This is a genomic window from Ensifer adhaerens (assembly GCF_000697965.2).
GTDB classification, from domain to species: domain Bacteria; phylum Pseudomonadota; class Alphaproteobacteria; order Rhizobiales; family Rhizobiaceae; genus Ensifer; species Ensifer adhaerens.
Genome location: NZ_CP015880.1, coordinates 325214 through 350821 on the forward strand (window position 1 = coordinate 325214; position 25608 = coordinate 350821).

A 25608-nucleotide genomic window follows, 5' to 3' on the forward strand; every position below is an offset into this window, starting at 1 on the left:
GGGGTCTTTAAGCGCTCCTTCACCCCATGCTGCTAATGAAGGCCGCAGTTCCATTCATGACGTGTGGCAAAATGCATCTGGTCCTGGTCTCTTCGCTCGTTCCCGTCGCCAATCCGGCGTCCGGTTTCGACATTGCCAACCGGGCTGTGCTCGATGGTCTGCGCGCGCTCGGTCACCGCGTCAGCGTCATCGGTTTTCTCCAGCCGGGACGCGTGCCCGCGCCCGATTGCGATATGCATCTTCTCGGCGAGCTGGAAGTCACCAATGCCAAGGTTGGCACGTGGCAGAAGTTGAGCTGGCTCGCGACGGCCTTCCTCAACCGCACGACCGTCTCATCCGGCAAGATGCTGATGGTGTCGTCGAGCCGGATTCAGTCGATCCTCGAGAGCCTCGCTCCGTTCGACGGTCTCGTGCTCAACTCGGTGCAACTGCCGGCCGCTTTCCAGCAGGTTTTCCGCCCCCATCCGTCGATCTATGTCGCGCACAATGTCGAGGCGGATTCTGCCTTTGAGAATGCCGAGCGGGCCAAGGGTACGGTCGAACGCTTTCTTTTCCGGCGCGAGGCGCAGTATCTCGAACGCTACGAGCAGCAACTGGCGCAGAATGCGGTGGCCGTCTGGACGTTTGCGGAGGCCGATCGCTTCGGCTTCGGCCGCGCCGTGAGCGACCGGGCCTTCGTGCTGCCGCTGGTCACCGGTTGGGATGCGGCAGTAGTGCCGACAGAAGCAGCCGACCTCCAGCAGGACCTCGGCTTGATCGGGACCTGGAGCTGGCGGCCGAACCGATTGGGGCTCGACTGGTTTCTCGCCGAGGTCGTATCGCATCTGCCGCAGGATCTTTCGATCGCGATTGCCGGCCAGATGGACGGCATACCGGCGGTTTCCCATCCCGGTGTTCGCTTCGTCGGACGGGTTCCTGATGCACGCGCCTTCGTCACGGAAAGTGCGGTCATACCGCTCGTCAGCCGGGGCGGTACGGGCGTCCAGCTGAAGAGCATCGAGACCTTCGAGCTTGGCATGCCATCCGTGGCGACGCAGGCGTCGTTGCGCGGCATCGAGGCGCTTCCTGAGAATTGCGCCGCGGCCGAAGATCCGGCCGAGTTCGCGCGCCTGTTGGTCGACAAGGTCACCCGCGCGCGCGGCGGCGACCGCCAACGCCTTGACGGTTCGGTCTTCCATCGCGCCCAGAAGGCGAAGCTGATGCGGGTCATGCGCAATGTGCTGGCCGGCCTCGCTCCGAGTGCCTCGGCCGAGACACCCTCGGTTCCGCCCGAGCTGAAGGTCCATGACGGGGGGCGGTCGTGACCAAGACGACCACCGGCGCGAACGCCGCCCTGTCCGGGCGCCTCATCCTGGGCATGCCGGTGGTCGATTTCGATTGGGGGAGTGCCTTTGCCTTTGCGGCCGACGCGCTGTCGCGCCCGGGCGGGCAAACAACGCTCGCCTTCCTCAACGCCAACAATGCCAACCTGATGATGCGCGACGGCGAGTACCGCGAGGTTCTCGGTCGCCAGGTCGTCTTTCCCGACGGTCACGGCGTCGATATTGCTTCCTATCTCTTTTACGGCAGCATGTTCCCGGCCAATCTCAACGGCACGGACTTCGTGCCGGCGCTGCTGACCTTCATCGACCGGCCGCTGCGCGTTGCGATGATCGGCGCCCGTGCGAAGGTGCTTGCGCGCGCGGCCGAGAATTTTCGCAGGCACGCGCCATGGCACGAGTTCCTCCCCGTTTCCGACGGGTTCTTCGATCGTGACCACTCCGAGCAAGTGCTTGCCGATGTCCGGGCGCTGAATGCTGATATCCTGCTGGTGGCGATGGGAAGCCCCGGTCAGGAGAAATGGGTCGATGCCCATGTGGGGCCGCAGGACGCCCGGCTGGTCATTACCGTCGGCGCGCTCTTCGATTTCGTCGCCGAGGCGTTTCCGCGGGCGCCGAAGTTCCTGCGCCGGATGCGGCTGGAATGGTTCTTTCGCCTGGCGGTCGAGCCGCGGCGCATGTGGCGTCGCTATGTCCTCGGAAACCCGCTTTTCCTGTTTTACGTCCTCTGGCACAAGCTGTCGGGGCGGGCGCGGGAAAACGTCGCCGACACCAGCCTTCGGACGGGAACATCGTGAACGGTCAGACCATGCGCACAGCCATTGTCACAGCGTCCTACGCCAATGACTTCGAGCGCTGCCGGCTGATGTGCGAAAGCATGGACCGCAAGCTTCAGGGCGATTGGAAGCACTATCTGCTGGTTGCCGATTTCGACGTTAAGCTCTTCCGGCAACTGGAGGGCTCCAGACGCCAGGTTATCAGCGAACGCGATCTCCTGCCCTGGTGGCTGCATCCCGTCACCGACCCGCTTTCGGGCGGCCGCCGGAAGCTGTGGCTCAGCCCCTTTGGCCTGCCGCTGCGTGGCTGGCATGCCCAACAGCTTCGCCGCCTGGTGCTCGCGCGCCACATCGACGAGGCGGCGATGTTTGCCGTCGATTCCGATGTCGTCTTCCTGCGCGCCTTCGATCCCGGCAGCCTCTGGCAGGGAGAGCGGTTGACGCTCTACCGCAAGGACGGGGCGATTAATGCGCAAATGCGCTCCAACCATCTCGAATGGCTCGCCCATTCCGACAGGCTTCTCGGGATCGGCCCCTACACGTTGCCGGCCAACGACTATATCAACACGCTGATCGCGTGGCGCACCGATACCAGCCGCAAGCTGCTCGAGCACATCGAGACGCTGCACGGTCGGAACTGGGTGAGGGCGATGACCCGCACCCGCGCCTTCTCCGAATGCACGATCTACGGGCGCTTCGTCGACGAGGTGCTGGGCGGGGAAGGTCATGTTCCCTCTGATGCCGCGCTCTGTCATGTGCTCTGGTTCGAAGACAGCTACCGGCAGGATCTCTCCGGACTCAGGGCGTTCTTGAAGGACATGGCGCCGCATCAGGTCGGCATCGGCGTGCAGTCCTTCGTCGGCCACGATCTCGACGATATTCGCCGGGCGGTGTTCGAACTCGCGGCCTGAGGCATCTGTCTTGTTTCAGATGACCCGATCAGCCGGCTTTCTGAGCGCCGAATAGGTCAGTCCGAACGAGAGCGCGTAGAGGACCAGGAAGATCCCGTTGAGCGCCGGCGCCCAGGTCGTGACGTCGGCCGTCGTCTGCAGCAACAGAACCAGCAGCCCCACCTTGACGACGCCGGCAATCAACAGGTTCAGCATGCGCCGCACAGTGCGGCCGGTCGCGTAGAGCAGTTCGGAGTGGTACTCGATCAGGTTGCGGAACGAGGGCACGAGCACGATCATCGCGACAATCGGCGCGGCTGCCGACACGTTGCGCCCGAGCCCATCGGGGAAGACCCACAGATAGAATGCCATGGCCGCGATGGCGGCAAAGGACGCAAGCGCCACCAGGAGTTCGATCGAGAGCCGGACACGCCAGCGGGCAATCGCCTCGGGCGTTCGCATGATGCGCTGGACGAGCAAGGTGTTGAATGACCGCACCGGCAGCGCCGTCAGGTCCGCCAGCCGCATCAGGATGGCATAGAGGCCGGACACCGCCGGCCCGCCAATGGCGAGTACCGCAATCTTGTCGAACTCCGATTGGATGTAGAACAGCACCTCGGCGCCGGCGACCGACACCGAATCCGCCCAGCGCCGGAAGTAAAGCCGTGGCTGCCAGCGCAGCCGGACAGGCGGGTAGAACCAGAGAAGGGCCACCAGAAGGCCGAGCGCATTCGCAAGCAGATAGAGGTAGGACCAGGCTTCGAGCGTTTTCCAGGGGAGCAACGCAAGGAGCAGGGCAGCGGCGGTGCGGATCGCCGTTCCGATCACCACGAGGAGGGCGCCGCGCCCGAAGCGACCGAGACCGTTCAGCACGATGACGGCGGTCTCCAGCCCGCGCCAGCAGAGGATCTCGGCCAGCATGAAGGCAGCAAAAGTGCCGGCAGCCATGTCGCGGGAAAAGAGGGCGAGGAAGGTGATCGCACAGCTGATTGCGATCAACGGCAGCGACAGCACGGCGCCGACCAGGAAGCCGGCGCTATAGGTGCCGACAAGCAGCGGCTTTACGGTCGCGACCCGATAGAGCGGCGACATGAAGCCGAAGGCAAGCACGCGCGATATCATGATGCCGGCGGCAGACGCGGTCGCGAACAACCCGAAATCGGCGATGGCGAGCGTGTTGGCAACGGCGATGAAATAGACGAGCGACAGCACGAGCCGGCCCGCCGAACCTCCGGTCATCGAGAGGTAAGCGTGGATGAGCGCCCGGTGGCGGAGATAAAGCGCTTTGATGCGATGGGGCACGGCCGACATTTCCAGTAGCGCGTTTCCCGCTCGATGCCGATGGAAACGCTCTATCTCCTTGATATCTCACAGTTCCAAGGGCAGGGCGCTCAAAGCGTTCACCTGGAATTGCGCTCGTCCCTCCGTCATAGGCGGGAAAGCTTAATAAGGCGTGAGATCACGCCGTTCGCGCCGTCACTTCCCGCCGAAATTAACGATTTGTTTTCCATGTTTCCTTAGGTTGGCTTCACTATTCGGAATTCGCCGTTTCGGCAGCCGCGGGATCAGTCATGTTCAACATCGACGACGAGAAACGCCCGGTTCCGCGTGCATCGTTGCTCGATTTTGCAGCAGAGGACGCGCGCGATCCCGCGCGTGCGCGAGACAGGCGCACCGCCGACCCGCAGGGTGCAGGCTCGTCCTTGCTCGGTCGTCTGTCCGGTTCCGGTGGATCAGCCAATCAATCAGCGGCCCGGCGCGAAAACCGTTCGAAAGGTCAGCCCCCGCGCGGCGAAACGGTTCGGCCGACAGCCAAGGCACCCGCCGCCCGTAACCAACCCGGCCTCGGCGGCATGCGTGGCAAGTTTGCGCGCTGGCTTGCCGATAGTCCGCCTGAGGGGGCTGCGCCAGTGACAGCCGACGGGCGAGCCGCAGGTGACCGCCCGCTCGTGGATATCAAGACCGTGGTGCGCGCGGTCTGGCAGCTCCGCAAGATCATTCTCGCGACCACGGCGCTCGGCGCCGTCGGTGGCGTCCTGCTGGCGTTGTCGACGCCCAGCGTCTTCGTTTCCGAAAGCAAGCTCTACGTCGATCCGCGCGAAGTGCGGCTGACGGATTCCGATCTGTCGAAACAATCGCTCGCAACCGAAGGCATTCTCGCCATCGTCGACAGCCAGCTCGAAGTGTTGCGCTCGCGAACGGTTATGGAAAAGGTCGCGGCCAGTCTCGATCTGGAAAAGGACCCGGAATTCGCCGGCAAGGGAGCTGGTGGCGACGCGTCCGCGCGCGTCCTGAAGACCTTGGGCGAGGCAATTCAGGTCTGGCGCGATCCGAAAACCTTCATCGTCACCATTGAGGCGAAGACCAGGGATCCCGAGAAGTCGGCACTGATTGCCAACCGATTGGTGGACACGTTCCTCGGCGAGGAGACCGCCGCGCAATCCGGCTTCTTCCAGAAGACGACGGTTGCGCTCGACGCGCGTATCAAGGAACTGAAGGCCGAACTGGACGCGGCCGAAAAGGCCGTCGAGGATTACAAGGCGAGCAACGACATTGTCGGCGCCGGCGGCGAATTGATCGCCGACAAGCAGCTCCTCAGCCTCAGTGATCAGGTCGCTGCGGCCCGCAATCGCATCGCCGAGGCGAAAGCCAAGGCCGAGGCGTCCGGCAAGGTGCAGCTCACCGATGTTCTGACGGGCGCCTATCCCGAGGAAATCAGTTCGCTGGCGCTCTCCGAACTGCGCAAGCAATACGCGGCGACCAGGGCGCAACTGAGCGCCCTTGATGCGAGCCTCGGGCCCCGCCATCCCCAACGCATCGCCGTTCAGCAGGCACTCGAGTCGTCGCGCTCGGAGATCGCCAACGAGTTGCGCCGCATCGCGGCTGCGGCGGGGACCGAGCTTGACCGCGCCCAGCGAACGGAACAGGACCTCGTGCAGCAGCTTGCCGTCCAGAAGGCGCGCCAGATCGATTCCTCCGCCGAATTCGTCGAGTTGCGCGAGCTGCAGCGAAAAGCGGCGGCGACCCGCGAGATCTACGAATCCTTCCTGAAGCGCGCCGGCGAGACGCGCGAAGAGGAAAAGCTGACCGCGAAGAACATCCGGGTGATCTCCAAGGCCGAGCCGGCGCTGCAGGCAAAAGGGCCCTCCCGCAAGATCATCGTGATCGCCGCCACCATGGCGGGTTTCTTTGCCGGCCTCGGCCTCGGCGTGCTGCTCGGCATCTATCGCAGCTTGAACGGATTGTTTCCCGCAACCCGGAAGGCCGAGGACGATGAGGCGCCCGAGCCGCCGGAACCCGATGGCGGCCCCGAGCCCACACGGCGCCAGCAGCCGCAGCCTGATCCGGCTTCGGCCAGGCTCGAGCTGCCGCCGCAGTTCAGTCCGGCTGCGCACCATGCGCAATCGCTAAACGCTGCCTATGCCGTTGCTCGCCGGAGCGCAACGGCGGGTCCGGTCACGGCTCAGCCTGTGCCGCAGACCGTAGACGAGGATGACGCCGACATCGCCAAGGTCCAGGAAGGCCTTCGCGCGCTGAGGTCTCGCGTCGAGCACTATTCCCGCCAGAAGCTCGCGCGCCGTTGATACGACGGGCGGAGAGGCACGCTTCATTCGCGAACGTCTTGTGAGGCTGAGACCTCACGGCTTTCGGCGAAACCACGTGCACCTCTCAGTCTTGAGAGGAAATATCATCGGGGCAATCGAAACGGCAGCCAACCTCGTTGTCGCCTCTTGCATTTATGCGTTTGGGACAGCATAGGGCGCGTTGAGGCCATCGCCTTTTCTGAGGCGAACTAGAGTATGCCGCGTGAACAGGAAGCCAGGAGGAACATGCCGTGACGACTGTGATTGATGGCAAGAAGGTCGCCGCTTCGGTGATCGAAAGCGTGAAGGCCGCGACCCGTGCGCTCGAAACGGATGCGGGTGTTCGCGCAGGTCTCGCCGTCGTGATCGTCGGCGACGATCCGGCAAGCCACGCTTATGTTTCTTCCAAGAGCAAGATGGCCAAGGAGTGCGGCTTCCTGTCGGTCCAGCACACCTTGGCCGAGGCAACGACCCAGGAAGAACTCGCTGCACTCGTGGCTAAGCTCAACGCCGATCCCTCTATCCACGGCATCCTCGTGCAGCTTCCGCTGCCGAAACATCTGAATTCCGAGCCGATCATCCAGTCGATCCTGCCCGAAAAAGACGTCGACGGCCTGCACGTCGTCAATGCCGGCAAGCTTGCGACCGGCGATCTCGAAGGCGGTCTCGTCTCCTGCACGCCGGCCGGCGCCATGGTCTTCGTGCGCCAGACCCATGGCGACGATCTCTCCGGTCTGAACGCTGTCGTCATCGGTCGCTCGAACCTGTTCGGCAAGCCGATGTCAGCGCTGCTGCTTGCCGCCAACGCGACGGTGACGACCGCCCATTCGCGCACCAAGGATCTGGCCGCCGTCTGCCGCAACGCCGATATCCTCGTTGCCGCCGTCGGACGCCCCGAAATGGTGAAGGCCGACTGGGTGAAGCCGGGCGCGACGGTCATCGACGTCGGTATCAACCGCGTACCAGCGCCGGAGAAGGGGGAGGGCAAGTCCAAACTCGTCGGCGACGTCGCCTTTGCGGAAGCCGCCGAGGTTGCAGGCGTGATCACGCCGGTGCCGGGTGGCGTCGGACCGATGACCATCGCCATGCTGATGGCCAACACCGTGATTGCCGCCTATCGCAAGGCCGGCCGCAAGCCGCCGCGCTTCTGATCCTGGCTCATATGGGATGATGAGACGCGTCGCGATTGCGGCGCGTTTTCATTTTTGCGGGGCAGGTCCGGTCGAGGCGCGCACGATGAGTTCGGCGCGCCAGAGTTCCTGCTCCGGATAGTCGCCGCGCTTCAGGATGCCGCCGATCAGCCGTGTGGCGATACGCGCCCCGGCGGCCCGCAGCGACGAGCGTGTCGTTGTCAGCGGGATGCTGAAATTTTCGGGCTTCAGCATCGGCAAGACGTCGTCATGGGCGATCAGCGAAATGTCTTCGCCGATTTTCAAGCCCGCCTGGTTGATCGCCCTGACAGCGCCAAGCGCCAGCACCGTACTTGAACAGAGCACCGCCGTCGGCGGCTGCGCGTGCTGCAGGAAGGGCTGCATGCTGCGGTAGCCGTGCTCGTCGGTCATCAGCGAATGCTGGACAAGCGCCTCGTCGAGCGAAAGGCCGTGTTCGGCGAGCGCCCGCAGCATGCCTTTTTTCCGGCGAATGGAAAAAGCCAGATATTCCGGCCCGTTGATCAGCGCAATCCGCTGGTGTCCGAGCTGTATAAGCAGCCGTGTCGCGTCGTAGAAGGCACTCGTATTGTCGATGTCGAGGAACGGATAGTCGCGGCTTTCGCCGATCGACCGGCCGTGCACGACGAAGGGGATCGACAGCGATTTCAGCATGGCGATGCGCGGGTCGTTGGCGCGCATATAGGCGAGGAAAAGCGCATCGACATTGCCGCTGGCCGCCAGGCGCCGGAAGGTCACCTCCTCGTCCTCCGGCGCGCTCGGATTGAGCACGAAGTGGAAGTCGTGCTTGACCGCCTCTTCCGCCAGCCCTGCCAGAAACTCGCCGAAATGTACGTCGGAATCGATGCCGGGCGCGATCGGCATGACCATGCCGATCGAATAGGCCTTGCCGGTGGCCAATCGCTGCGCTGCGCGGTTCGGCCTGTAGCCGGTCTCACGCACGGCCTGCAGCACGCGCTGACGGGTTTCGGCGTTGACTTCCGGATAGCCGTTCAGCGCCCGGCTGACCGTCGTCTGTGACAGGCCGAGCAGCTCCGCCAATTGCTTGAGATTGACCGCCATGGTCGGGATTCCTCTCAAAGCGCTTTGGATACCCATATGATTTTTGGTGTTTGGCCCCAGCGCCCTCCGGTTTGTGTAGCATCCGTTTTTCGAGCAACAAAGCGGAATTCAACTATTGCGCGGTGCAAAACGTTACCGCAGGGCACAATTACGTCGCATGGAGAACAGCGATGGGAAAGCTCTTGACTCCGCGCGTGTCGCAATGGTTTGTTAGCGAACTCAAAGCGCTTTGAATTTTTCGCGCGTTGTCGTCTGCCCGGCGGGATCCGGGTTCATCTTTGGGAGGAGAAGAACGTGAAGAGATCATTGCTGTTGGGCGTGGCCGCCTTTGCCCTGATTGCAGGTGCAGCCGGCGCCGCCGACCTCAAGTTCAAGCCGGGCGAAGATACGAAGTTCAACTGGGCGAGCTTCGAGGAGTTCAAGAAGGGCCACGACCTCAAGGGCCAGACGCTGACGATCTTCGGCCCCTGGCGCGGCGAAGACGAGGCGCTGTTCAAGAGCGTCTATGCCTACTTCACCGAAGCGACGGGCGCCGAGATCAAGTACTCCTCGTCTGAAAACTACGAGCAGCAGATCGTCATCGACACCCAGGCCGGCAGCCCCTCCGAAATCTCGATCCTCCCGCAGCCGGGTCTGATCGCCGATCTCGCCTCCAAGGGCTACCTGACGCCGCTCGGCGACGAAACCCAGAAGTGGCTGCTCGACAACTATGCCGCCGGTCAGTCCTGGGTCGATCTGTCGACCTACAAGGGCAAGGACGGCAATGCTGCGCTCTTTGCATTCCCCTACAAGATCGACGTGAAGTCGCTCGTCTGGTACTCGCCGGAGAACTTCGAGGACGCCGGCTACGAAGTGCCGAAGACCATGGAAGAGCTGAAGGCGCTGACAGAGAAGATCGCCGCCGATGGCGGTAAGCCCTGGTGCATCGGCCTTGGCTCCGGTGGTGCCACCGGCTGGCCGGCCACCGACTGGGTGGAAGACATGATGCTGCGTACGCAGCCGGCCGACGTCTACGACAAGTGGGTGAAGAACGAGATCCCGTTCACCGATCCGGCCGTCGTCGGTGCGATCGACGAGTTCGGTTGGTTCGCCAAGAACGACAAGTTCGTCGATGGCGGTGCAGCAGCGGTTGCCTCGACCGACTTCCGCGACAGCCCGAAGGGCCTCTTTGCCTCGCCGCCGAAGTGCTACCTGCACCACCAGGCGTCGTTCATCCCGTCCTTCTTCCCCGAGGGCACGAAGATCGGCGAGGACGCCGACTTCTTCTACATGCCGCCTTACGAGAGCAAGAAGGAGCTCGGCAATCCGGTGCTTGGCGCCGGCACGCTGGCGATGATCACCAAGGACACGCCGGCTGCACGCGCCTTCATCGAGTTCCTGAAGACCCCGATCGCCCATGAAGTCTGGATGGCGCAGACGAGCTTCCTGACGCCCTACAAGAGCGTCAATGTCGACACCTACGGCAACCCGCCGCTGAAGAAGCAGGGCGAGATCCTCTTGAACGCCACCACGTTCCGCTTTGACGGTTCCGACCTGATGCCCGGCAAGATCGGTGCGGGTGCGTTCTGGACCGGCATGGTCGATTTCGTCGGCGGCAAGTCCTCGGCCGACGTCGCCGACGGCGTGCAGAAGGCCTGGGACGCCATCAAGTAACAGCCCAAAACGGGCGGCAGAAATGCCGCCCGTTGCCGACCCGGGTTCGCTGCCAGAGCGGGACGAGGAGAAGCGTATGCGGTTCTCCGTTCGTTTCCCGCACTCTGCCTGCAAGACGCCGCGCGCCCCAATGAGAACGGCGACAATCGCCAGCCCTGCACGGGGACGTGCATCGAAGGGGAGGGACATGTCATGTTTTATCAGCTTGCCGCTGCTGCGGGGTTCATGCTGGCCGGTGTGCTCGGCTGCGCCGCCTATTTCTGGGGAACAAGCTTCGTCCTCGACCTGATCTTCCCGTCCAAGGGAAAATCCGGTGCGGTTGCGTCGCGGAACCTGCGGATCACCAATGCCATCCGGCCGTGGCTGTTCCTGGCGCCGGCGCTCTTCGCGCTTGCGACCTATCTCATCTATCCGGTCTTCATGTCGCTCTGGTACAGCGTGCACGATCGCGCCGGGCAGAATTTCGTCGGCGTCAGCAACTACGCCTGGATGATCAATGACGGCGAGTTCCGTCAGTCGATCTACAACAATTTCCTCTGGCTGCTCGTCGTCCCGGCGCTTGCGACCTTCTTCGGCCTGGTGATCGCTGCGCTCACCGACAGGATCTGGTGGGGCAACATCGCAAAAACCTTGATCTTCATGCCGATGGCGATCTCGTTCGTCGGCGCTGCGGTCATCTGGAAATTCATCTATGACTTCCGGCCTGAAGGGGCAGAGCAGATCGGCCTTCTGAACGCCATCGTCGTTGCCTTCGGCGCCGCGCCGCAGGCCTGGATCACGCTGCCCTTCTGGAACAACTTCTTCCTGATGGCGATCCTCGTCTGGATCCAGACCGGCTTTGCCATGGTCATCCTGTCGGCAGCCCTTCGTGGCATCCCGGAGGAGACGATCGAGGCTGCCGTCATCGACGGCGCCAATGGCTGGCAGATCTTCTTCAAGATCATGGTGCCGCAGATCTGGGGCACGATCGCCGTCGTCTGGACGACCATCACCATCCTGGTGCTGAAGGTCTTCGACATCGTGCTCGCCATGACCAACGGCCAGTGGCAGAGCCAGGTGCTCGCCAACCTCATGTTCGACTGGATGTTCCGCGGTGGCGGCGACTTCGGCCGAGGGGCTGCGATCGCCGTCGTCATCATGATCCTCGTCATTCCGATCATGGTCTGGAACATCCGCAATGCGGCCAAGGAAATGAAGGGGCACTGAGATGAACCCAGCGACACGCTCTCCCCTCATGTGGGTCGTCCACCTCTCGGTCTTTCTGATCGTCGCACTGTGGACGCTGCCGACCGCAGGCCTTCTGATCTCGTCGCTGCGCGACAAGGACCAGCTTGCCGTCTCCGGCTGGTGGACTTCCCTTTCGACTTCGTCGCAGAACACCGTCGTGAGAGCGCCCGGCCCCGAAAGCCAGGTGGAGCGCGACGGCAAGTTCGTGATCTCCGGCAATTTGCTCGAAGGTCAGCCGGGCCAGATCTCCGCCTTCGGCTTCAACAGCCGTGAGCCGACTGCGTTCAGGGCCGGCGAAACCGCCGAGCTCAACGACGGCGAGAAACTGACCGTTCAGGCCGACGGCAACTTCGAGATCGTTTCCGACAAGAAGATGGAGGGATCGCGCGGCCAGCGCGTCTTCGTCACCGCATCATCGCCGCCGCGCTTTACCTTCGACAACTATGTCGAAGTCCTGAGCGCCGAAGGCATCGGCCGCTCCTTCATCAATTCGCTGACGGTCGCCGTGCCAGCGACCATCATCCCGATCATGATCGCCGCCTTCGCGGCCTATGCGCTTGCCTGGATGCCGTTTCCGGGCCGTGCGATCCTGATCGCCGTGGTCGTCGGCCTCCTCGTCGTGCCGCTGCAGATGTCGCTGATCCCGCTCTTGAAGCTTTATAACGGCGTCGGCGCCTTCTTTGGCGTGCCGGCCAAGACCTATGTCGGCATTTGGCTCGCCCATACCGGTTTCGGCCTGCCGCTGGCGATCTATCTGCTTCGCAACTACATGGCCGGCCTGCCGCGCGAAATCATGGAATCCGCCCGCGTCGATGGCGCCAGCGATTTCGATATCTTCGTCAAGATCATCCTGCCGCTGTCCTTCCCGGCGCTCGCTTCCTTCGCGATCTTCCAGTTCCTGTGGACCTGGAACGACCTGCTGGTCGCCATCGTGTTCCTGGGCGCGGGGCCTGACGAACTGGTTCTGACCGGCCGGCTCGTCAACTTGCTCGGTTCACGCGGCGGCAACTGGGAGATCCTGACGGCCTCCGCCTTCATTACCATCATCGTTCCGCTGATCGTCTTCTTCAGCCTGCAGCGCTATCTCGTGCGCGGCCTGCTGGCGGGCTCGGTCAAGGGCGGCTGACATCTAAGGACTTTCGACGACAATGAGCATGACCGAAATGAGCACTTCCACTTTGCAGGCCGATCGGGATTGGTGGCGCGGCGCGGTGATCTACCAGATCTATCCGCGCTCCTACCAGGACTCCAACGGCGACGGCATCGGTGACCTCAAGGGCATCGTTGCCCGCTTGCCGCATATTGCCGCCCTCGGTGCCGACGCAATCTGGATTTCGCCGTTCTTCACCTCGCCGATGAAGGACTTCGGTTATGACGTCTCCAACTATAGCGATGTCGACCCGATCTTCGGCAGCCTTGCCGACTTCGACGCGGTCATAGCCGAGGCGCACCGCCTTGGCATCCGGGTGATGATCGACCTTGTTCTCTCGCACACGTCGGACCAGCATCCCTGGTTCGTCGAAAGTCGGTCGAGCCGGACGAACGCGAAGGCTGATTGGTACGTCTGGGCTGATTCCAGGCCGGACGGCACCCCGCCCAACAACTGGCTGTCGATCTTCGGCGGCTCGGCCTGGGCGTGGGATCCGACGCGCCTGCAATATTACATGCACAACTTCCTGACCTCGCAGCCGGACCTCAACCTGCACAATCCGGAAGTGCAGGATGCACTGCTGGCCGTCGAGCGTTTCTGGCTGGAGCGCGGCGTCGACGGCTTCCGCCTCGACACCATCAACTTCTATTTCCACGACAAGCAGCTGCGCGACAATCCGGCGCTGGCGCCGGAGCGCCGTAACGCCCAGACCGCACCGGCGGTCAACCCCTACAACTATCAGGAACATCTCTACGACAAGAACCAGCCGGAGAACCTCGAGTTCCTGAAGCGCTTCCGCGCCGTTATGGACGAGTTCCCGGCGATCGCTGCGGTCGGCGAAGTCGGCGACAGCCAGCGCGGGTTGGAGATCGCCGGCGAATATACCTCCGGCGGCGACAAGATGCAGATGTGCTACGCCTTCGAATTCCTGGCGCCGGATCCGCTGACACCGGCGACTGTCGCCGAGGTTCTGAGGAATTTTCAGAAGGCCGCGCCCGAGGGCTGGGCCTGCTGGGCGTTTTCCAACCACGATGTCGTGCGCCATGTCAGCCGCTGGGGGAAAGGCGTGGCCGACCGCGACGCCCACGCCAAGCTGCTGGCGAGCCTTTTGATGTCTTTGCGCGGCTCGGTCTGCATCTATCAGGGCGAGGAACTGGCGCTGTCGGAAGCCGAGCTTGCCTATGAAGACCTGAAGGATCCCTATGGCATCCAGTTCTGGCCGGATTTCAAGGGTCGCGACGGTTGCCGCACACCGATGGTCTGGGACGGTGCCACGGTCAATGGCGGCTTCGGCAGCGCAAAACCCTGGCTGCCAGTTCCGGCCGAACATCTCGCCCGCGCCGTGTCGGCGCAGCAGGGCGATCCGGCCTCGGTGCTCGAGCACTACCGTCGCTTCCTGCATTTCCGCAAGGCGTATCCGGCGTTTGCCAAGGGCGAGATCGAGTTCCTGAGCACGGACGGCTCGGTGCTTGCTTTCGTGCGCAGCCACGGCAACGAGAATCTTTTCTGCCTGTTCAACATGAGCGGCGTGCCGGCTGCGGCCACGCTGCCGAACGAGCCGGTGGCTGCATTGGAAGGGCACGGCTTCGTGTCCGAGGTCAAGAACGGAACGGTGCATCTGCCGGCCTGGGGCGCCTACTTCGCGCGGCTGGTGTGAAGGCAGATGACAACAGAGATAGACGGGAAGAACCGAAGAGGAGGGTGCAATGACGGGTCTGCTGCTTAAAGATATCCGCAAGTCCTACGGCGCGGTCGATGTCATCCACGGCATCAATCTCGACATCAAGCAGGGCGAGTTCATCGTTTTCGTCGGCCCGTCCGGCTGTGGAAAGTCGACGCTTCTGCGCATGATTGCCGGTCTCGAGGAGATCACTGGCGGCGATATGTTCATCGACGGCGAGCGCGTCAACACCGTGCCCCCGTCGAAGCGCGGCATCGCCATGGTGTTCCAGTCCTACGCGCTCTATCCGCACATGACCGTCTACGACAACATGGCTTTCGGCATGCGGATCGCCAAGGAAAGCAAGGAAGAGATCGACCGTCGCGTGCGCAACGCCGCCGATATCCTGCAGCTGACCAAGTATCTCGACCGTCTGCCGAAGGCGCTCTCCGGCGGGCAGAGACAGCGCGTCGCCATCGGCCGCGCCATCTGCCGTGACCCCAAGGTCTTCCTATTCGACGAGCCGCTCTCGAACCTCGACGCGGCCCTTCGTGTCGCCACCCGCATCGAGATCGCCAAGCTCAGCGAACAGATGGCGGGCACGACGATGATCTACGTCACCCACGACCAGGTGGAGGCAATGACGCTCGCCGACCGCATCGTCGTGCTGTCGCAGGGGCACATCGAGCAGGTAGGCCCGCCGCTCGAACTCTATGAGCGTCCGGCCAATCTGTTCGTCGCGCGCTTCATCGGCTCGCCGGCGATGAACATCATCCCTTCGACGATCACGGCGACCGGCGCGCAGACGACGGTGAAGCTGACCGGCGGTAAGAGCGTGACGCTCGATATCCCGACCGACTCCTCGCAGAACGGCAAGATTGCGAGTTTCGGCGTTCGCCCGGAAGACCTGCAGGTCTCGATAGGCGACGACTTCCTGTTCGAAGGCACGATCTCGATCGTTGAGGCGCTCGGCGAAGTGACCCTGCTCTATATCGAGGGTCTCGTCGACAAGGAGCCGATCATCGCCAAGATCCCCGGCATCCTGCCGGTTCACCGCGGCGACAAGGTGCGCTTCACGGCCGACAAGGCCAAGCTACACCTCTTCAACGACGAGGGCCGCAGCTACCGCGTCTGAAGCAATTGCAGGAAAAGTGCGAAGCGGTTTTCCGTCCGGAGTTGCGGCCTACTTCCAAGGAAACGTGCGAAGCGGCTTTGCGTTGAGGATTGCGTAACCAAGATTCCTGGTCACGAACTTGCTCCGCCCGGTTTTTGCCGGGCGGTTTTTCATCCGGTCGTCGGACCAACCGTCTGTTAAATCTCTGCCGCTAGTCTGTATCAAAAGGGGATATGGAAAGGCATTTCGATGAACGGCGCGGCACCTGTCTTGCAGCACTTCCTGAACAAGGAAGAGTCCTTCATGTACGATCGGGAGACCAGTTTCCCGATGGAGGACACGCGAAACGAGGCGCGCATCGAATACACTGAGAAGGGCATGACGCAACTGAGCTCTCGTCGCTGCGAAATCATCAAGCTTTCGAAAAGCGGCGCGCTGATCAGCATCCTCACGCAGTACCAGCTGCCACAGAATTTCTACCTGGATATCCCGAGCGCACGCATCCAGATGGTCGGCTGCCTGTTGAAGCGGGTGCATGCCAACAACGTCATCGAGGCGCGCTTCCTGCGCATGCTGACCGACCGCGACCTCAATCGTATCTTCGTCTACAGCAGCCATCCGAACCACCGCAACCGGACGCTCGACATCTACCGCTGAGTGCCATGCTGGGCTTGACGGCTCCACCGCGCTCAATGGATGGTTGTGGTCTCAATCAACGGATTCGGACCTGAACCATGCAGCGACCCTATCGGCTTTCGTGCCATTGCGGCGATATCGCCGTCGAAGTCGACCAAGAGCTTGGTGGTCTCGTCGACTGCAACTGCTCGACCTGCCGGCGCTCCGGCTTTCTGCACTGGAAGGTGGACGCCGCAAAGGTAAAGCTCTTGACCGAAAAGCGTCGCCTGTCGAGCTACATCTGGCGCGGCGTCAACGAGGGGCACCATTTCTGCCCGACCTGTTCGACCCCGATCATGCGCAGCGGCTATCCGGATAACAAGATCTCGATCAATGCGCGCTGCATCGAGGGGTTGATGTCTTCACGCTGGAAATCGAGCGCTATGACGGGCGCAACGACATGTTCCCCGGGCCACTGCCCTGAGCTTTTCACGATCGTTTGAAGACCAAGCGCCGCCCCAACGGGAGCGGCGCTTTTCTATGTCAGTGGAAGAGAACGCTGGCGCCCTGATCAGCCGCACCCGCGATCGCGCGGAACGGCGCGAACAGCTCGCGGCCCATGCCGAAGTCGTTGTCCGACAGATCGGCATGCGCGGGCACACGTGTCTTGAGTGCGATGTCCTCGACCAACACCTCGATCGTTCCGGCAACAGCGTCGATGCGGACGATATCGCCTTCCTGGATGCGGGCGATCGGGCCGCCGTCCTTGGCCTCCGGCGTCACGTGGATTGCCGCCGGCACCTTGCCGGACGCACCCGACATGCGGCCGTCCGTCAGGATGGCGACGCGCTGGCCGCGGTCCTGCAGAATGCCGAGCACGGTCGTCAGCTTGTGCAGTTCCGGCATGCCGTTGGCCTTCGGGCCCTGGAAGCGCACGACGGCGACGAAGTCGCCCTCGAGCTTGCCGGCCTTGAAGGCGGCATTGAGCTCGGCCTGGTCGTGGAAGATCTTGGCTGGCGCCTCGATGATGTGACGGTCCGGCTTGACGGCAGAGATCTTGATGACGGCCTTGCCGAGATTGCCGGTCAGCATTTTCAGGCCGCCCGAATGCTGGAACGGCTGATCGATGGTCGCAAGCACCTTCGGGTCAGCGCTTTCCTTCGGCGTCGGCACGCGTTCGACATTGCCGTCGGCGCCAAGCCGGACGTCGATCTTGTAGGCGTCGAGCCCCTGGCCGACGACGGTGCGCACGTCGTCGTGCAGCAGGCCGGCGCGAAGCAGCTGGCTGATCAGGAAGCCCATGCCGCCGGCGGCGTGGAAGTGGTTCACGTCGGCAAGCCCGTTCGGATAGACGCGGGCCAGCAGCGGAACGATGTCCGAGAGCTCTGAAATGTCCTGCCAGGTGAGCACGATGCCGGCAGCCCGCGCCATGGCGACGAGGTGCATCGTGTGGTTGGTCGAGCCGCCGGTCGCATGCAGGCCGACGACGCCGTTGACGATCGAGCGCTCGTCGATCATTTCGCCCGCCGGGGTGAACTCGTTGCCCATGGCGGTGATCGCCAGCGCCCGCTTAGCGGCTTCCTTGGTCAGCGCGTCGCGCAGCGGCGTGCCCGGATTGATGAAGGAAGCGCCGGGCAGGTGGAAGCCCATGATCTCCATCAGCATCTGGTTGGAGTTGGCGGTGCCGTAGAAGGTGCAGGTTCCCGGTCCGTGGTAGGACTTGGATTCCGCCTCGAGCAGTTCGTCGCGGCCGACCTTGCCTTCGGCGAACAACTGGCGGACCCGCGCCTTCTCGTCGTTCGGTAGGCCCGAGGTCATTGGTCCGGCGGGAACGAAGATCGCCGGCAGGTGGCCGAAGGTGAGCGCTGCGATCACGAGGCCCGGCACGATCTTGTCGCAGACGCCGAGATAGACGGTGGAATCAAACATGTTGTGCGACAGGCCGACGCCGGCGGCCATGGCGATCAGGTCGCGGGAAAACAGCGAGAGCTCCATGCCCGGCTGCCCCTGCGTGACGCCGTCGCACATGGCCGGCACGCCGCCGGCAACCTGTGCGACGCCCCCTGCCTCGCTTGCCGCCTGGCGGATCAGCGCCGGATAGGTCTCGAACGGCTGATGCGCCGAAAGCATGTCATTGTAGGAGGTGATGATGCCGAGATTGGCCACGCGGTCGCCCGCAAGCGCTACCTTCTCGGCGGGGGAACAGACCGCAAATCCATGCGCGAGGTTGCCGCAGCCGAGCACGCTGCGATGCGGACCGCTCGATGCCGCCCGGCGGACGCGATCGAGATAGGGCTCGCGGTGGGGTTTCGAGCGCTCGACGATGCGAGCCGTGATCGAGGCAATGCGGGAATCGGCGGACATGACAAATCCTGTTCCGGAGTCTTCAGACTCCTCATCTTCATCCAGTCATCGTCCGGAGCGCGGCGAGCTTGGGAGAGCGCAAGCCGCGTCCCGGCGTTTCTCAGAAACACCTGTCCATTCCGACGGGAGCGCGCCACCGGCTGAACGTGTCTCCAAAGTTCCTATCGGGCCGGTTCGGCCCAACATCATTCCGATCTACGGCGCCCAGTAAATCTGCACCGGCGACGCGGCGCGGCGCAGCATCGCGCGGATCGGCATGTCCTTCTCGTCGCCAGCTTCTTCGGCCTTGGCGAGAACCGTCTTCTTGCCTTCGCCTTCGATGTGCAGCACCAGAAGCCGCGCATCCTGGAGGCTGGCAAAAGTAAAGGTCAGCCGGGTTTCGCCGGCACCCTCGGCTTCCATCGTGATCACGCCGCGCGGCGTTGCCGGATCGATGGCGCGCGCGAGCTGCGATCCGCCCGGGAAGAACGATGCAGTGTGCCCGTCCGTTCCCATGCCGAGGATCGCCACGTCGAACGGTGCACCGATCTTCGCCGTTTCCCGGCTTGCGAGATCAGCCGCGGCCTCCGCTGTCGGGGCCGCCTGGTAGAGCGGCAGGAAAGTTGCTGCAGCGGCCTTGTCCTGAAGCAGGTTGGCCGCCACGAGGCCGTGGTTGGAGCGGTCGCTTTCCGGCGGCACGAAGCGTTCGTCGACCAGCGTCACCGTCACCTTGTCCCAGGCGATGTCCTTCTTCGAAAGCGCCTGGAAGAATGCCTTGGGCGTGGAGCCGCCGGAGACGGCGATGCTTGCGGAGCCGCGTGCGGCGACACCGGCAGCAAGAGCGCTGCTGACCGCATCGGCAAGGCCTTGCGCCAGTGCTGCGCCGTTTTCGAATGTATGAAGCTTAGACGTCATCGGCGCACCTATATCGCGTCGTTCCAGGTCCGGCCGTCACGCTCGATCAGCGCAATTGACTGGCTCGGACCCCAGGTGCCGGCGGTGTAGCCCTGAACCTGCTGCCCGGTTTCTTCCCAGGCCTTCAGGATCGGATCGACCCACTTCCATGCGGCCTCGACCTCGTCGCGGCGCACGAACAGCGTCTGGTTGTTGCGGATGACGTCGAAGAGCAGCCGCTCATAGGCATCCGCATTGCGCACGGCGAAGGCTTCGGCAAAGCTCATGTCCAGCGAGACGCTGCGCAGGCGCATGCCGCCCGGGCCCGGGTCCTTGATCATCAGCGACTGCTTCACGCCTTCGTTCGGCTGCAGGCGGATGACCAGTTGGTTGGCCGAGATGCGGCCGGCATTGCTGTCGAAGATCGAATGCGGGATCTGCTTGAAGGTGATGACGATTTCCGACATGCGGCCGGCAAGGCGCTTGCCGGTGCGGATGTAGAAAGGCACGCCGGCCCAGCGCCAGTTGCTGACTTCCGCCTTGATCGCCACAAAGGTCTCGGTGTTCGAAACGCCGCCTTCGAGTTCTTCGAGGTAGCCCTTGACCGGGCCGCCGGCCGAAGCGCCGGCGCGGTACTGGCCGCGCACCGTCACCTGCTCGACATTCGACGAGGTGATCGGCTTCAGCGCGCGCAGAACCTTCAGCTTCTCGTCGCGCACCGCTTCGGCGTCCATCGAGGTCGGCGCTTCCATGGCGACGAAGCAGACGAGCTGCAGGATGTGGTTCTGCACCATGTCGCGCAGCGCGCCGGCCTTGTCGTAGTAGCCGGCACGATTTTCAAGCCCGACGGCTTCCGACACGGTGATCTGCACGTGGTCGATATGGGCCGAGTTCCACAGCGGCTCGTAGAGCGCGTTGGCAAAGCGCAGCGCCATCAGGTTCTGCACCGTCTCCTTGCCGAGATAGTGGTCGATGCGGAAGATCTGCTCTTCGCGGAAAACCTTGCCGATCGTGTCGTTGAGTTCGGTCGCAGAGGCGAGGTCGCGGCCGATCGGCTTTTCGACGACGATGCGGGTGTTCTTGGTGATCAGCTTGTGATCGCGGATGCGCTCGGAGATGTCGCCGAAGATCGCAGGGCCGACGGCGAGATAGAAGGCGCGGATGCGCTCCTTGCCCTCTTCGAGGATCTTCTTCAGCGAGTCCCAACCCTGGTCGGACTTGGCGTCGACGGAGACGTAGAACAGGCGTGCAGCGAACTTCGCGACTTCCTCTTCCTTGTACTCTTCCGCCTTCAGATGTTCCTTCAGAGCATCGACGGCAAACTTGCGATAGTCCTCATGGCTGAGCGCCGCGCGCGAGGCGCCGATGATGCGCGTCGGCTCGGTGATCTGGCCTTCCAACTGGCGGTGATAGAGCGCCGGCAACAGCTTGCGCTCCGCAAGATCGCCGGTGCCCCCGAACACCACATAGTCAAATGGTTCGACGGGGATGATCTGGCTGCTCATGGGATATCTCGATCTGTTCAGGTCAGGGGCACATATAATCTAATCGATTTAAAGGCGCTAGAGTGCGGCGCAATAAAATGCCGCCGCAAGCGTTTTTCAAAACCTGTCGCGTAATGCGTACCAGCTAAGCGCGAAGAAGAGAAGGGCGGAGCGGAACCGGGTTCCGCCCGGAAAAGCCGGGATTTTCAGAGCCTTCAAGAGGTCGAGCTCGGTGCCCTTGCCGAGCGCCAGGTCCGCATAGAGCTTGCCGCAATAGTTGGAGAGCATCACACCGTGGCCGGAATAGCCGCCGATCGAGGTGACGCCCGGCATGACCTCGCGACAAAAGGGGGTGCGCGGCATGGTGATACCGACGGAGCCGCCCCAGGCGTGGGTGATCTCGACATTGGCGAGCTGCGGGTAGATCTCGCTGATCTGCCGGCGGATATGGGTGGAGATGTCGCGCGGATTGTCGGCCGTATAGGCTTCGCGGCCGCCGAACAGCAGCCGACCATCCCGCGACTTGCGGAAGTAGCGCACGACGAAGCGCGAATCGTCGACCGATTCGCCGCCGGGAATGACATCAGGGTGGTCCGAAAGCACCGTCGTCGCGCCGATGAAGGAACGGATCGGCATGACGTGGCTGGCGCTCACCGGCTCCAGGTTGCCGATATAGGCATTGCAGGCGACGAGAACGCGGTCGGCGGTGATGGTGCCGCGGTCGGTGGCAATGACGATCGCGCCACCCTGGCGGTCGATTTTCAGGGCCCTGGTCTGCTCGAAAAGGTTGGCGCCGGCAAGCGCTGCCTGTTTCGCAAGGCCGACCAGCAGCTTCATGGGGTGGATATGGCCGGTGCCGGCATCGCGAATGCCGAAGTGGTAGTGGTTCGATCCGAGCCGGCTTGCTGTTTCCTCGCGCTCCATGAAAGTCAGATGCGGATAGCCGAAGCGCGCCGCCATCGCTTCGGCATGGTCGCGATAGTCTTTTTCGAGGCTTTGCTTGTGCCCGACCGAGAGCTGGCCTGGCACGAATTCGATGTCGATCCCGTTCCCGTTCGCGAAGTCGAGCACGTAACGCTTGGCGTTCTCGGCCATGTCGAACAGTGCCTGCGCCCGCTCATGGCCGAGGCTTTCCTCCGTCTCATCCGCCCAGGCGCGCTGACCTGTGCCGAACTGGCCGCCATTGCGGCCAGAGGCGCCGTCGCCGAAGCGGCAGGCGTCGATCAGGGTGACGTCGACGCCTTGCTTGGCAAGGTTGTAAGCCGCCTGCAATCCCGTATAGCCGCCGCCCACGATCGCGACATTGGCTTTCCGCGATCCCGGCATGGCCGGATACTCCGGTCGGTCCGGAACCGTCGCCTCATACCAGGAGTAACCGGGCGAGATCGGGCTTTGCCAGGACATGGAGAACCTCTGAGGTCAGACGTTGAGAAGCAGGAATTCGCGTTCCCAGGGACTGATGACCTGCATGAAGGTCTCGAACTCGCCGCGTTTGACGCCGGCATAGATGGCGATGAACTCCGGGCTCAGCACCTCGGCCAGCGACGGTGCCGATTCCAGTAGGGCCACGGCTTCGAGCAGGCCGCGGGGCAAGTCGATCTCGCCCTCGTTGGCCGTGTCCTCGGTCGGCGCCGTCGGTTCGCGCTGTTCGATGATGCCGAGATAACCGCAGGCAAGCGAGGCCGCGAGCGCCAGATAGGGATTGGCATCTGAACTCGGCAGCCGGTTCTCGATACGCCGGGCGACCGGCTCCGACACCGGGATGCGGAAGGCGGTGGTGCGGTTGTCGTAACCCCAGGCGGTGTTGACCGGCGCCGACATGTCGGGCGTCAGTCGGCGGAAGGAGTTCACATAGGGCGCCATCATCACAAGCGTGCGCGGCACATAGTGCTGCATGCCGCCAATGAAGTGGAAGAATTCCTTCGATGCGGAACCGTCCGGGTTGGAGAACAGGTTGCGGCCGGTGTTGATCTCGACCACCGACTGGTGAATGTGCATCGCCGAGCCCGGCTGGCCCTGCATGGGCTTCGCCATGAAGGTGGCGTAGATGCCGTGTTTCAGCGCCGCCTCGCGGATGGTGCGCTTGAACAGGAACACCTGGTCGGCCAGCTCGATCGGATCGCCATGGCGCAGGTTGATCTCCAGCTGCGCCGGCCCTTCTTCGTGGATCAGCGTATCGATCTCGAGACCCTGCTTCTCCGAGAAGTGGTAGATGTCGTCGATCAGTTCGTCGAATTCGTTGATGCCGGCGATCGAATAGCCCTGGCCGCCGAGAATCGAGCGACCGGAGCGGCCCTTCGGTGGATGCAGGGGATAATCCGGATCGTCATTGGTGGCGACGAGGTAGAATTCGATCTCGGGTGCTACGACCGGCTTCCAGCCTTTCTGCTTGTAGAGATCGACCACGCGCTTCAGCACGTTGCGCGGCGTGTAGCTGATCTGTTCGCCCTGCGATCCGACGATGTCGCAGATCACCTGCGCCGTCGGGTCGGTCTCCCAGGGCACGACCGAAAGGGTCGAGAGATCGGGCACGAGCTTGATGTCGCTGTCGCGGGAATCGTAGCGGAACTGGCCGGTTTCGTCTGGATATTCGCCCGAGATCGTGTGGCGATAGACGGCGGACGGCAGCGCCAGCGAGGTATTGGAGGTGAACTTCGAGGTCGGCATCATCTTGCCGCGCGGAACGCCGGCAAGATCGGGCGTGATGCATTCGACGTCTTCGATGCCGCGGATCTTGAGCCAGTCCGTGGCTTCCTTCCAGGTCTTTACACCTCGGAGGGAGTGGAGGGCGGGAGGTATTTTCGAAGTTTTGCTGATTTTCGTTGTTTGTTGGGCAGCACTTCTCTTGGAGGGCATAAATCACCGGTTTTGGCTTCGGATAGCGCATCATAACCACAGATTGGCAATTGGCTAGATGGGCTTGATCATTGACTTTCTGCTTTGCCCCCGGAATGGAAGGACAAACGAGCGGAGTGTTTCGTGGCTGAAAAGACAGATGTGGTCATCATTGGCGCCGGTGCCGCCGGCATGATGTGCGCCATCGAGGCGGGCAAGCGCGGCCGCCGCGTGGCCGTGCTCGACCATGCCAAGGCGCCGGGCGAAAAGATCCGCATCTCCGGCGGCGGCCGCTGCAATTTCACGAACATCCATGCGGGACCGAAGAACTTCCTGTCGACCAACCCGCATTTCTCAAAGTCGGCGCTGGCGCGCTACACCCCGCGCGATTTCCTGGCTCTTGTCGAAAAGCATGGCATAGCCTGGCACGAAAAGACCCTCGGCCAACTCTTCTGCGACCATTCGGCGAAAGACATCATCAAGATGCTGCTTTCCGAAATGCGTGACGTGCATGCCGATCTTCGCCTCGAAACGGCGATCGAGAGTGTCGAGCGCCATGGCGCCGGTTTTCGCGTGATGACGGGCGAGGGGCCGATCGATGCGCAGTCGCTGGTCGTTGCCAGCGGCGGCAAGTCGATCCCGAAGATGGGGGCGACCGGGCTTGCCTACCGGATCGCCGAGCAGTTCGGTCTCGGGCTCATTGAAACGCGGCCCGGTCTCGTGCCGCTGACGCTCGACCCGGCGCAGCTCGAAGCGATCGGGGAACTGGCCGGCGTCGCCGCAGATGCGGAAGCGCGGTCCGGCAAGACGGCGTTCCGCGAGGCGGTGCTGATCACCCATCGCGGCCTGAGCGGCCCTGCGATCCTGCAGATATCCTCCTATTGGCGCGAAGGGCAGGAGATCGTGCTCAGGCTGATGCCCGACATCGACATTGCCGCGATCCTGAAAGAAATCCGCCGCACCCACGGCAAACAGGCGGTGCAGACGGCGCTCGGCGATATCCTGCCGCGGCGGCTGGCACAGTTTTTCGCCGACGGCGCAAAGCTGACCGGGCGCCAGCTTGCCGACCTCTCGGATAAGGCCATCAATCAGCTTGCTACCTCGATCCAGGCCTGGACCATCAAGCCAGCCGGTTCGGAAGGCTACCGGACGGCCGAAGTTACGCTTGGCGGCGTCGATACCAACGGGCTCGACTCCAAGACGATGCAGGCCAAGGCGGTGCCGGGGCTCTATTTTGTCGGTGAGTGCGTCGATGTGACCGGATGGCTCGGCGGCTACAATTTCCAATGGGCCTGGGCATCGGGCTTTGCGGCCGGCCAGGACGCCTGATCTCCCCGCTTTTGGCGGATCGAGCTTCAGTGATTGTTAATGTATCTCGCCGAACCTTTATCCTTGTCGGCACAGCCGGCAGTTGGTGGATCGGATTGTCGCGTAAACGGAAATAACACTGTTTCTAATTTTTTGACTTTCTTCCGCCACGGCATGGCTGCAATATAACTGTGACAGGCAATGCGGGGTCATCCGGACCGAACGTTGCCGGTCAATGTGACAAGGACAGGATGCCATGAACCAAATCCGCCGCCGTCCCCGCGCCATCGCGATCGCCCGCACCGATGAAAGCCGTCAGCAGAAGGCCGTGCTCACGCGCCTCGCCTTGATTGCATTCTTTGCCGTTGCTGCCCTCGCAGCCCTCCCGGCTCTTTGGTTCTGAGTTCAGGGGATCGGCCCTGAGCGGCCGTCTCTCGGGCGCATTTGACGCGTCCGCGCACGCCTACGGATTTTCTGTCGCGGGCGGAACGCGCTTATACAAATTTTAATCGTTCAAAACAGATA

The 25608-nt window shown here is 62.9% G+C and carries 21 protein-coding genes; 14 read left to right on the forward strand and 7 right to left on the reverse strand.

All coding sequences use genetic code 11. The features are described from left to right. Positions 1-71 precede the first annotated feature (71 nt). From FA04_RS01540 to FA04_RS01550, 3 genes are read left to right on the forward strand one after another with little or no spacing between them, the layout of a single operon-like run. Positions 72-1304 carry a glycosyltransferase family 4 protein gene (locus FA04_RS01540; RefSeq protein ID WP_064817017.1) on the forward strand — a complete coding sequence of 411 codons (1233 nt, stop codon included), beginning with the start codon at positions 72-74 and terminating at the stop codon, positions 1302-1304. After that, positions 1301-2116, forward strand: a complete 816-nt coding sequence (locus tag FA04_RS01545) for a WecB/TagA/CpsF family glycosyltransferase (RefSeq protein WP_034800768.1) — start codon at positions 1301-1303, stop codon at positions 2114-2116. The genes FA04_RS01540 and FA04_RS01545 overlap by 4 nt, the downstream gene beginning before the upstream one ends. 11 nt (positions 2117-2127) lie before the next feature. Next, positions 2128-3006, forward strand: a complete 879-nt coding sequence (locus FA04_RS01550; protein WP_034801367.1) for a DUF6492 family protein — start codon at positions 2128-2130, stop codon at positions 3004-3006. 15 nt (positions 3007-3021) lie between these two features. On the opposite strand, the gene FA04_RS01555 is transcribed toward FA04_RS01550, so the two are convergent. Then, on the reverse strand, positions 3022-4296 hold the full coding sequence (locus FA04_RS01555) for a lipopolysaccharide biosynthesis protein (protein WP_034800771.1): 1275 nt from the start codon (positions 4294-4296) through the stop codon (positions 3022-3024). Positions 4297-4556: 260 nt separating this feature from the next. On the opposite strand from FA04_RS01555, the gene FA04_RS01560 reads away from it, so the two are divergent. Together FA04_RS01560 and folD are read left to right on the forward strand one after the other, a co-directional pair. Continuing rightward, positions 4557-6569 carry a GumC family protein gene (locus FA04_RS01560; RefSeq protein ID WP_051659563.1) on the forward strand — a complete coding sequence of 671 codons (2013 nt, stop codon included), beginning with the start codon at positions 4557-4559 and terminating at the stop codon, positions 6567-6569. A gap of 251 nt (positions 6570-6820) precedes the next feature. After that, positions 6821-7720 carry a bifunctional methylenetetrahydrofolate dehydrogenase/methenyltetrahydrofolate cyclohydrolase FolD gene (gene folD, locus FA04_RS01565; protein ID WP_034800773.1) on the forward strand — a complete coding sequence of 300 codons (900 nt, stop codon included), beginning with the start codon at positions 6821-6823 and terminating at the stop codon, positions 7718-7720. A 48-nt stretch (positions 7721-7768) separates the two neighbouring features. Here the strand turns inward: folD and FA04_RS01570 are convergent, their stop codons facing one another. After that, the gene (locus FA04_RS01570; protein ID WP_034800775.1) at positions 7769-8800 is read right to left on the reverse strand and encodes a substrate-binding domain-containing protein; all 1032 of its coding nucleotides are present in this window, start codon (positions 8798-8800) and stop codon (positions 7769-7771) included. Positions 8801-9094: 294 nt separating this feature from the next. On the opposite strand from FA04_RS01570, the gene FA04_RS01575 reads away from it, so the two are divergent. From FA04_RS01575 to FA04_RS01605, 7 genes are all read left to right on the forward strand, one after another. After that, the gene (locus FA04_RS01575; RefSeq protein ID WP_034800777.1) at positions 9095-10453 is read left to right on the forward strand and encodes an ABC transporter substrate-binding protein; all 1359 of its coding nucleotides are present in this window, start codon (positions 9095-9097) and stop codon (positions 10451-10453) included. Positions 10454-10645: 192 nt separating this feature from the next. Then, on the forward strand, positions 10646-11659 hold the full coding sequence (locus FA04_RS01580) for a carbohydrate ABC transporter permease (RefSeq protein ID WP_034800780.1): 1014 nt from the start codon (positions 10646-10648) through the stop codon (positions 11657-11659). A gap of 1 nt (position 11660) precedes the next feature. Next, positions 11661-12806, forward strand: a complete 1146-nt coding sequence (locus FA04_RS01585; protein WP_034800782.1) for a carbohydrate ABC transporter permease — start codon at positions 11661-11663, stop codon at positions 12804-12806. Between the two features lie 28 nt (positions 12807-12834). Beyond that, complete coding sequence (gene bglA / locus FA04_RS01590) at positions 12835-14487, forward strand: beta-galactosidase BglA (protein ID WP_371273163.1); 1653 nt, start codon at positions 12835-12837, stop codon at positions 14485-14487. Positions 14488-14536: 49 nt separating this feature from the next. Next, entirely contained in the window at positions 14537-15625 is a 1089-nt protein-coding gene (locus FA04_RS01595) for an ABC transporter ATP-binding protein (protein WP_034800786.1), read from the forward strand. Positions 15626-15853: 228 nt separating this feature from the next. Further along, positions 15854-16261: a hypothetical protein gene (locus FA04_RS01600; RefSeq protein WP_034800789.1), complete on the forward strand. Its 408-nt coding sequence runs from the start codon at positions 15854-15856 to the stop codon at positions 16259-16261. Between the two features lie 77 nt (positions 16262-16338). Next, complete coding sequence (locus FA04_RS01605) at positions 16339-16722, forward strand: GFA family protein (RefSeq protein WP_234798730.1); 384 nt, start codon at positions 16339-16341, stop codon at positions 16720-16722. A 40-nt stretch (positions 16723-16762) separates the two neighbouring features. On the opposite strand, the gene edd is transcribed toward FA04_RS01605, so the two are convergent. From edd to FA04_RS01630, 5 genes are all read right to left on the reverse strand, one after another. Further along, the gene (gene edd, locus FA04_RS01610) at positions 16763-18583 is read right to left on the reverse strand and encodes a phosphogluconate dehydratase (protein ID WP_034800791.1); all 1821 of its coding nucleotides are present in this window, start codon (positions 18581-18583) and stop codon (positions 16763-16765) included. A gap of 195 nt (positions 18584-18778) precedes the next feature. Further along, positions 18779-19477 (reverse strand): 6-phosphogluconolactonase, encoded by a 699-nt coding sequence (gene pgl, locus FA04_RS01615; protein WP_034800794.1) that lies wholly within the window; start codon positions 19475-19477, stop codon positions 18779-18781. Positions 19478-19485: 8 nt separating this feature from the next. Beyond that, positions 19486-20961 carry a glucose-6-phosphate dehydrogenase gene (gene zwf, locus FA04_RS01620; protein ID WP_034800796.1) on the reverse strand — a complete coding sequence of 492 codons (1476 nt, stop codon included), beginning with the start codon at positions 20959-20961 and terminating at the stop codon, positions 19486-19488. Positions 20962-21057: 96 nt separating this feature from the next. After that, positions 21058-22344 (reverse strand): NAD(P)/FAD-dependent oxidoreductase, encoded by a 1287-nt coding sequence (locus FA04_RS01625; RefSeq protein ID WP_034800797.1) that lies wholly within the window; start codon positions 22342-22344, stop codon positions 21058-21060. A 15-nt stretch (positions 22345-22359) separates the two neighbouring features. Further along, positions 22360-23796 carry a glutamine synthetase family protein gene (locus FA04_RS01630; protein ID WP_034800800.1) on the reverse strand — a complete coding sequence of 479 codons (1437 nt, stop codon included), beginning with the start codon at positions 23794-23796 and terminating at the stop codon, positions 22360-22362. 123 nt (positions 23797-23919) lie between these two features. Between FA04_RS01630 and FA04_RS01635 the strand changes: the two genes are divergently transcribed. Continuing rightward, complete coding sequence (locus FA04_RS01635; RefSeq protein WP_034800802.1) at positions 23920-25104, forward strand: BaiN/RdsA family NAD(P)/FAD-dependent oxidoreductase; 1185 nt, start codon at positions 23920-23922, stop codon at positions 25102-25104. A gap of 235 nt (positions 25105-25339) precedes the next feature. Then, positions 25340-25486, forward strand: coding sequence for a hypothetical protein (locus FA04_RS35535; protein ID WP_089044690.1), 147 nt, complete (start codon positions 25340-25342; stop codon positions 25484-25486). Positions 25487-25608 lie beyond the last annotated feature (122 nt).

What these genes read in the sequence shown, in the direction of transcription:
- FA04_RS01540 (WP_064817017.1), top strand. Translation starts at nt 72, where the DNA reads ATGCATCTGGTCCTGGTCTCTTCGCTCGTTCCCGTCGCCAATCCGGCG.
- FA04_RS01550 (WP_034801367.1), top strand. Translation starts at nt 2,128, where the DNA reads ATGCGCACAGCCATTGTCACAGCGTCCTACGCCAATGACTTCGAGCGC.
- FA04_RS01555 (WP_034800771.1), bottom strand. Translation starts at nt 4,296, where the DNA reads ATGTCGGCCGTGCCCCATCGCATCAAAGCGCTTTATCTCCGCCACCGG.
- FA04_RS01560 (WP_051659563.1), top strand. Translation starts at nt 4,557, where the DNA reads ATGTTCAACATCGACGACGAGAAACGCCCGGTTCCGCGTGCATCGTTG.
- FA04_RS01570 (WP_034800775.1), bottom strand. Translation starts at nt 8,800, where the DNA reads ATGGCGGTCAATCTCAAGCAATTGGCGGAGCTGCTCGGCCTGTCACAG.
- FA04_RS01580 (WP_034800780.1), top strand. Translation starts at nt 10,646, where the DNA reads ATGTTTTATCAGCTTGCCGCTGCTGCGGGGTTCATGCTGGCCGGTGTG.
- FA04_RS01585 (WP_034800782.1), top strand. Translation starts at nt 11,661, where the DNA reads ATGAACCCAGCGACACGCTCTCCCCTCATGTGGGTCGTCCACCTCTCG.
- bglA (WP_371273163.1), top strand. Translation starts at nt 12,835, where the DNA reads ATGACCGAAATGAGCACTTCCACTTTGCAGGCCGATCGGGATTGGTGG.
- FA04_RS01595 (WP_034800786.1), top strand. Translation starts at nt 14,537, where the DNA reads ATGACGGGTCTGCTGCTTAAAGATATCCGCAAGTCCTACGGCGCGGTC.
- FA04_RS01600 (WP_034800789.1), top strand. Translation starts at nt 15,854, where the DNA reads ATGAACGGCGCGGCACCTGTCTTGCAGCACTTCCTGAACAAGGAAGAG.
- FA04_RS01605 (WP_234798730.1), top strand. Translation starts at nt 16,339, where the DNA reads ATGCAGCGACCCTATCGGCTTTCGTGCCATTGCGGCGATATCGCCGTC.
- edd (WP_034800791.1), bottom strand. Translation starts at nt 18,583, where the DNA reads ATGTCCGCCGATTCCCGCATTGCCTCGATCACGGCTCGCATCGTCGAG.
- pgl (WP_034800794.1), bottom strand. Translation starts at nt 19,477, where the DNA reads ATGACGTCTAAGCTTCATACATTCGAAAACGGCGCAGCACTGGCGCAA.
- zwf (WP_034800796.1), bottom strand. Translation starts at nt 20,961, where the DNA reads ATGAGCAGCCAGATCATCCCCGTCGAACCATTTGACTATGTGGTGTTC.
- FA04_RS01625 (WP_034800797.1), bottom strand. Translation starts at nt 22,344, where the DNA reads ATGTCCTGGCAAAGCCCGATCTCGCCCGGTTACTCCTGGTATGAGGCG.
- FA04_RS01630 (WP_034800800.1), bottom strand. Translation starts at nt 23,796, where the DNA reads ATGCCCTCCAAGAGAAGTGCTGCCCAACAAACAACGAAAATCAGCAAA.
- FA04_RS35535 (WP_089044690.1), top strand. Translation starts at nt 25,340, where the DNA reads ATGAACCAAATCCGCCGCCGTCCCCGCGCCATCGCGATCGCCCGCACC.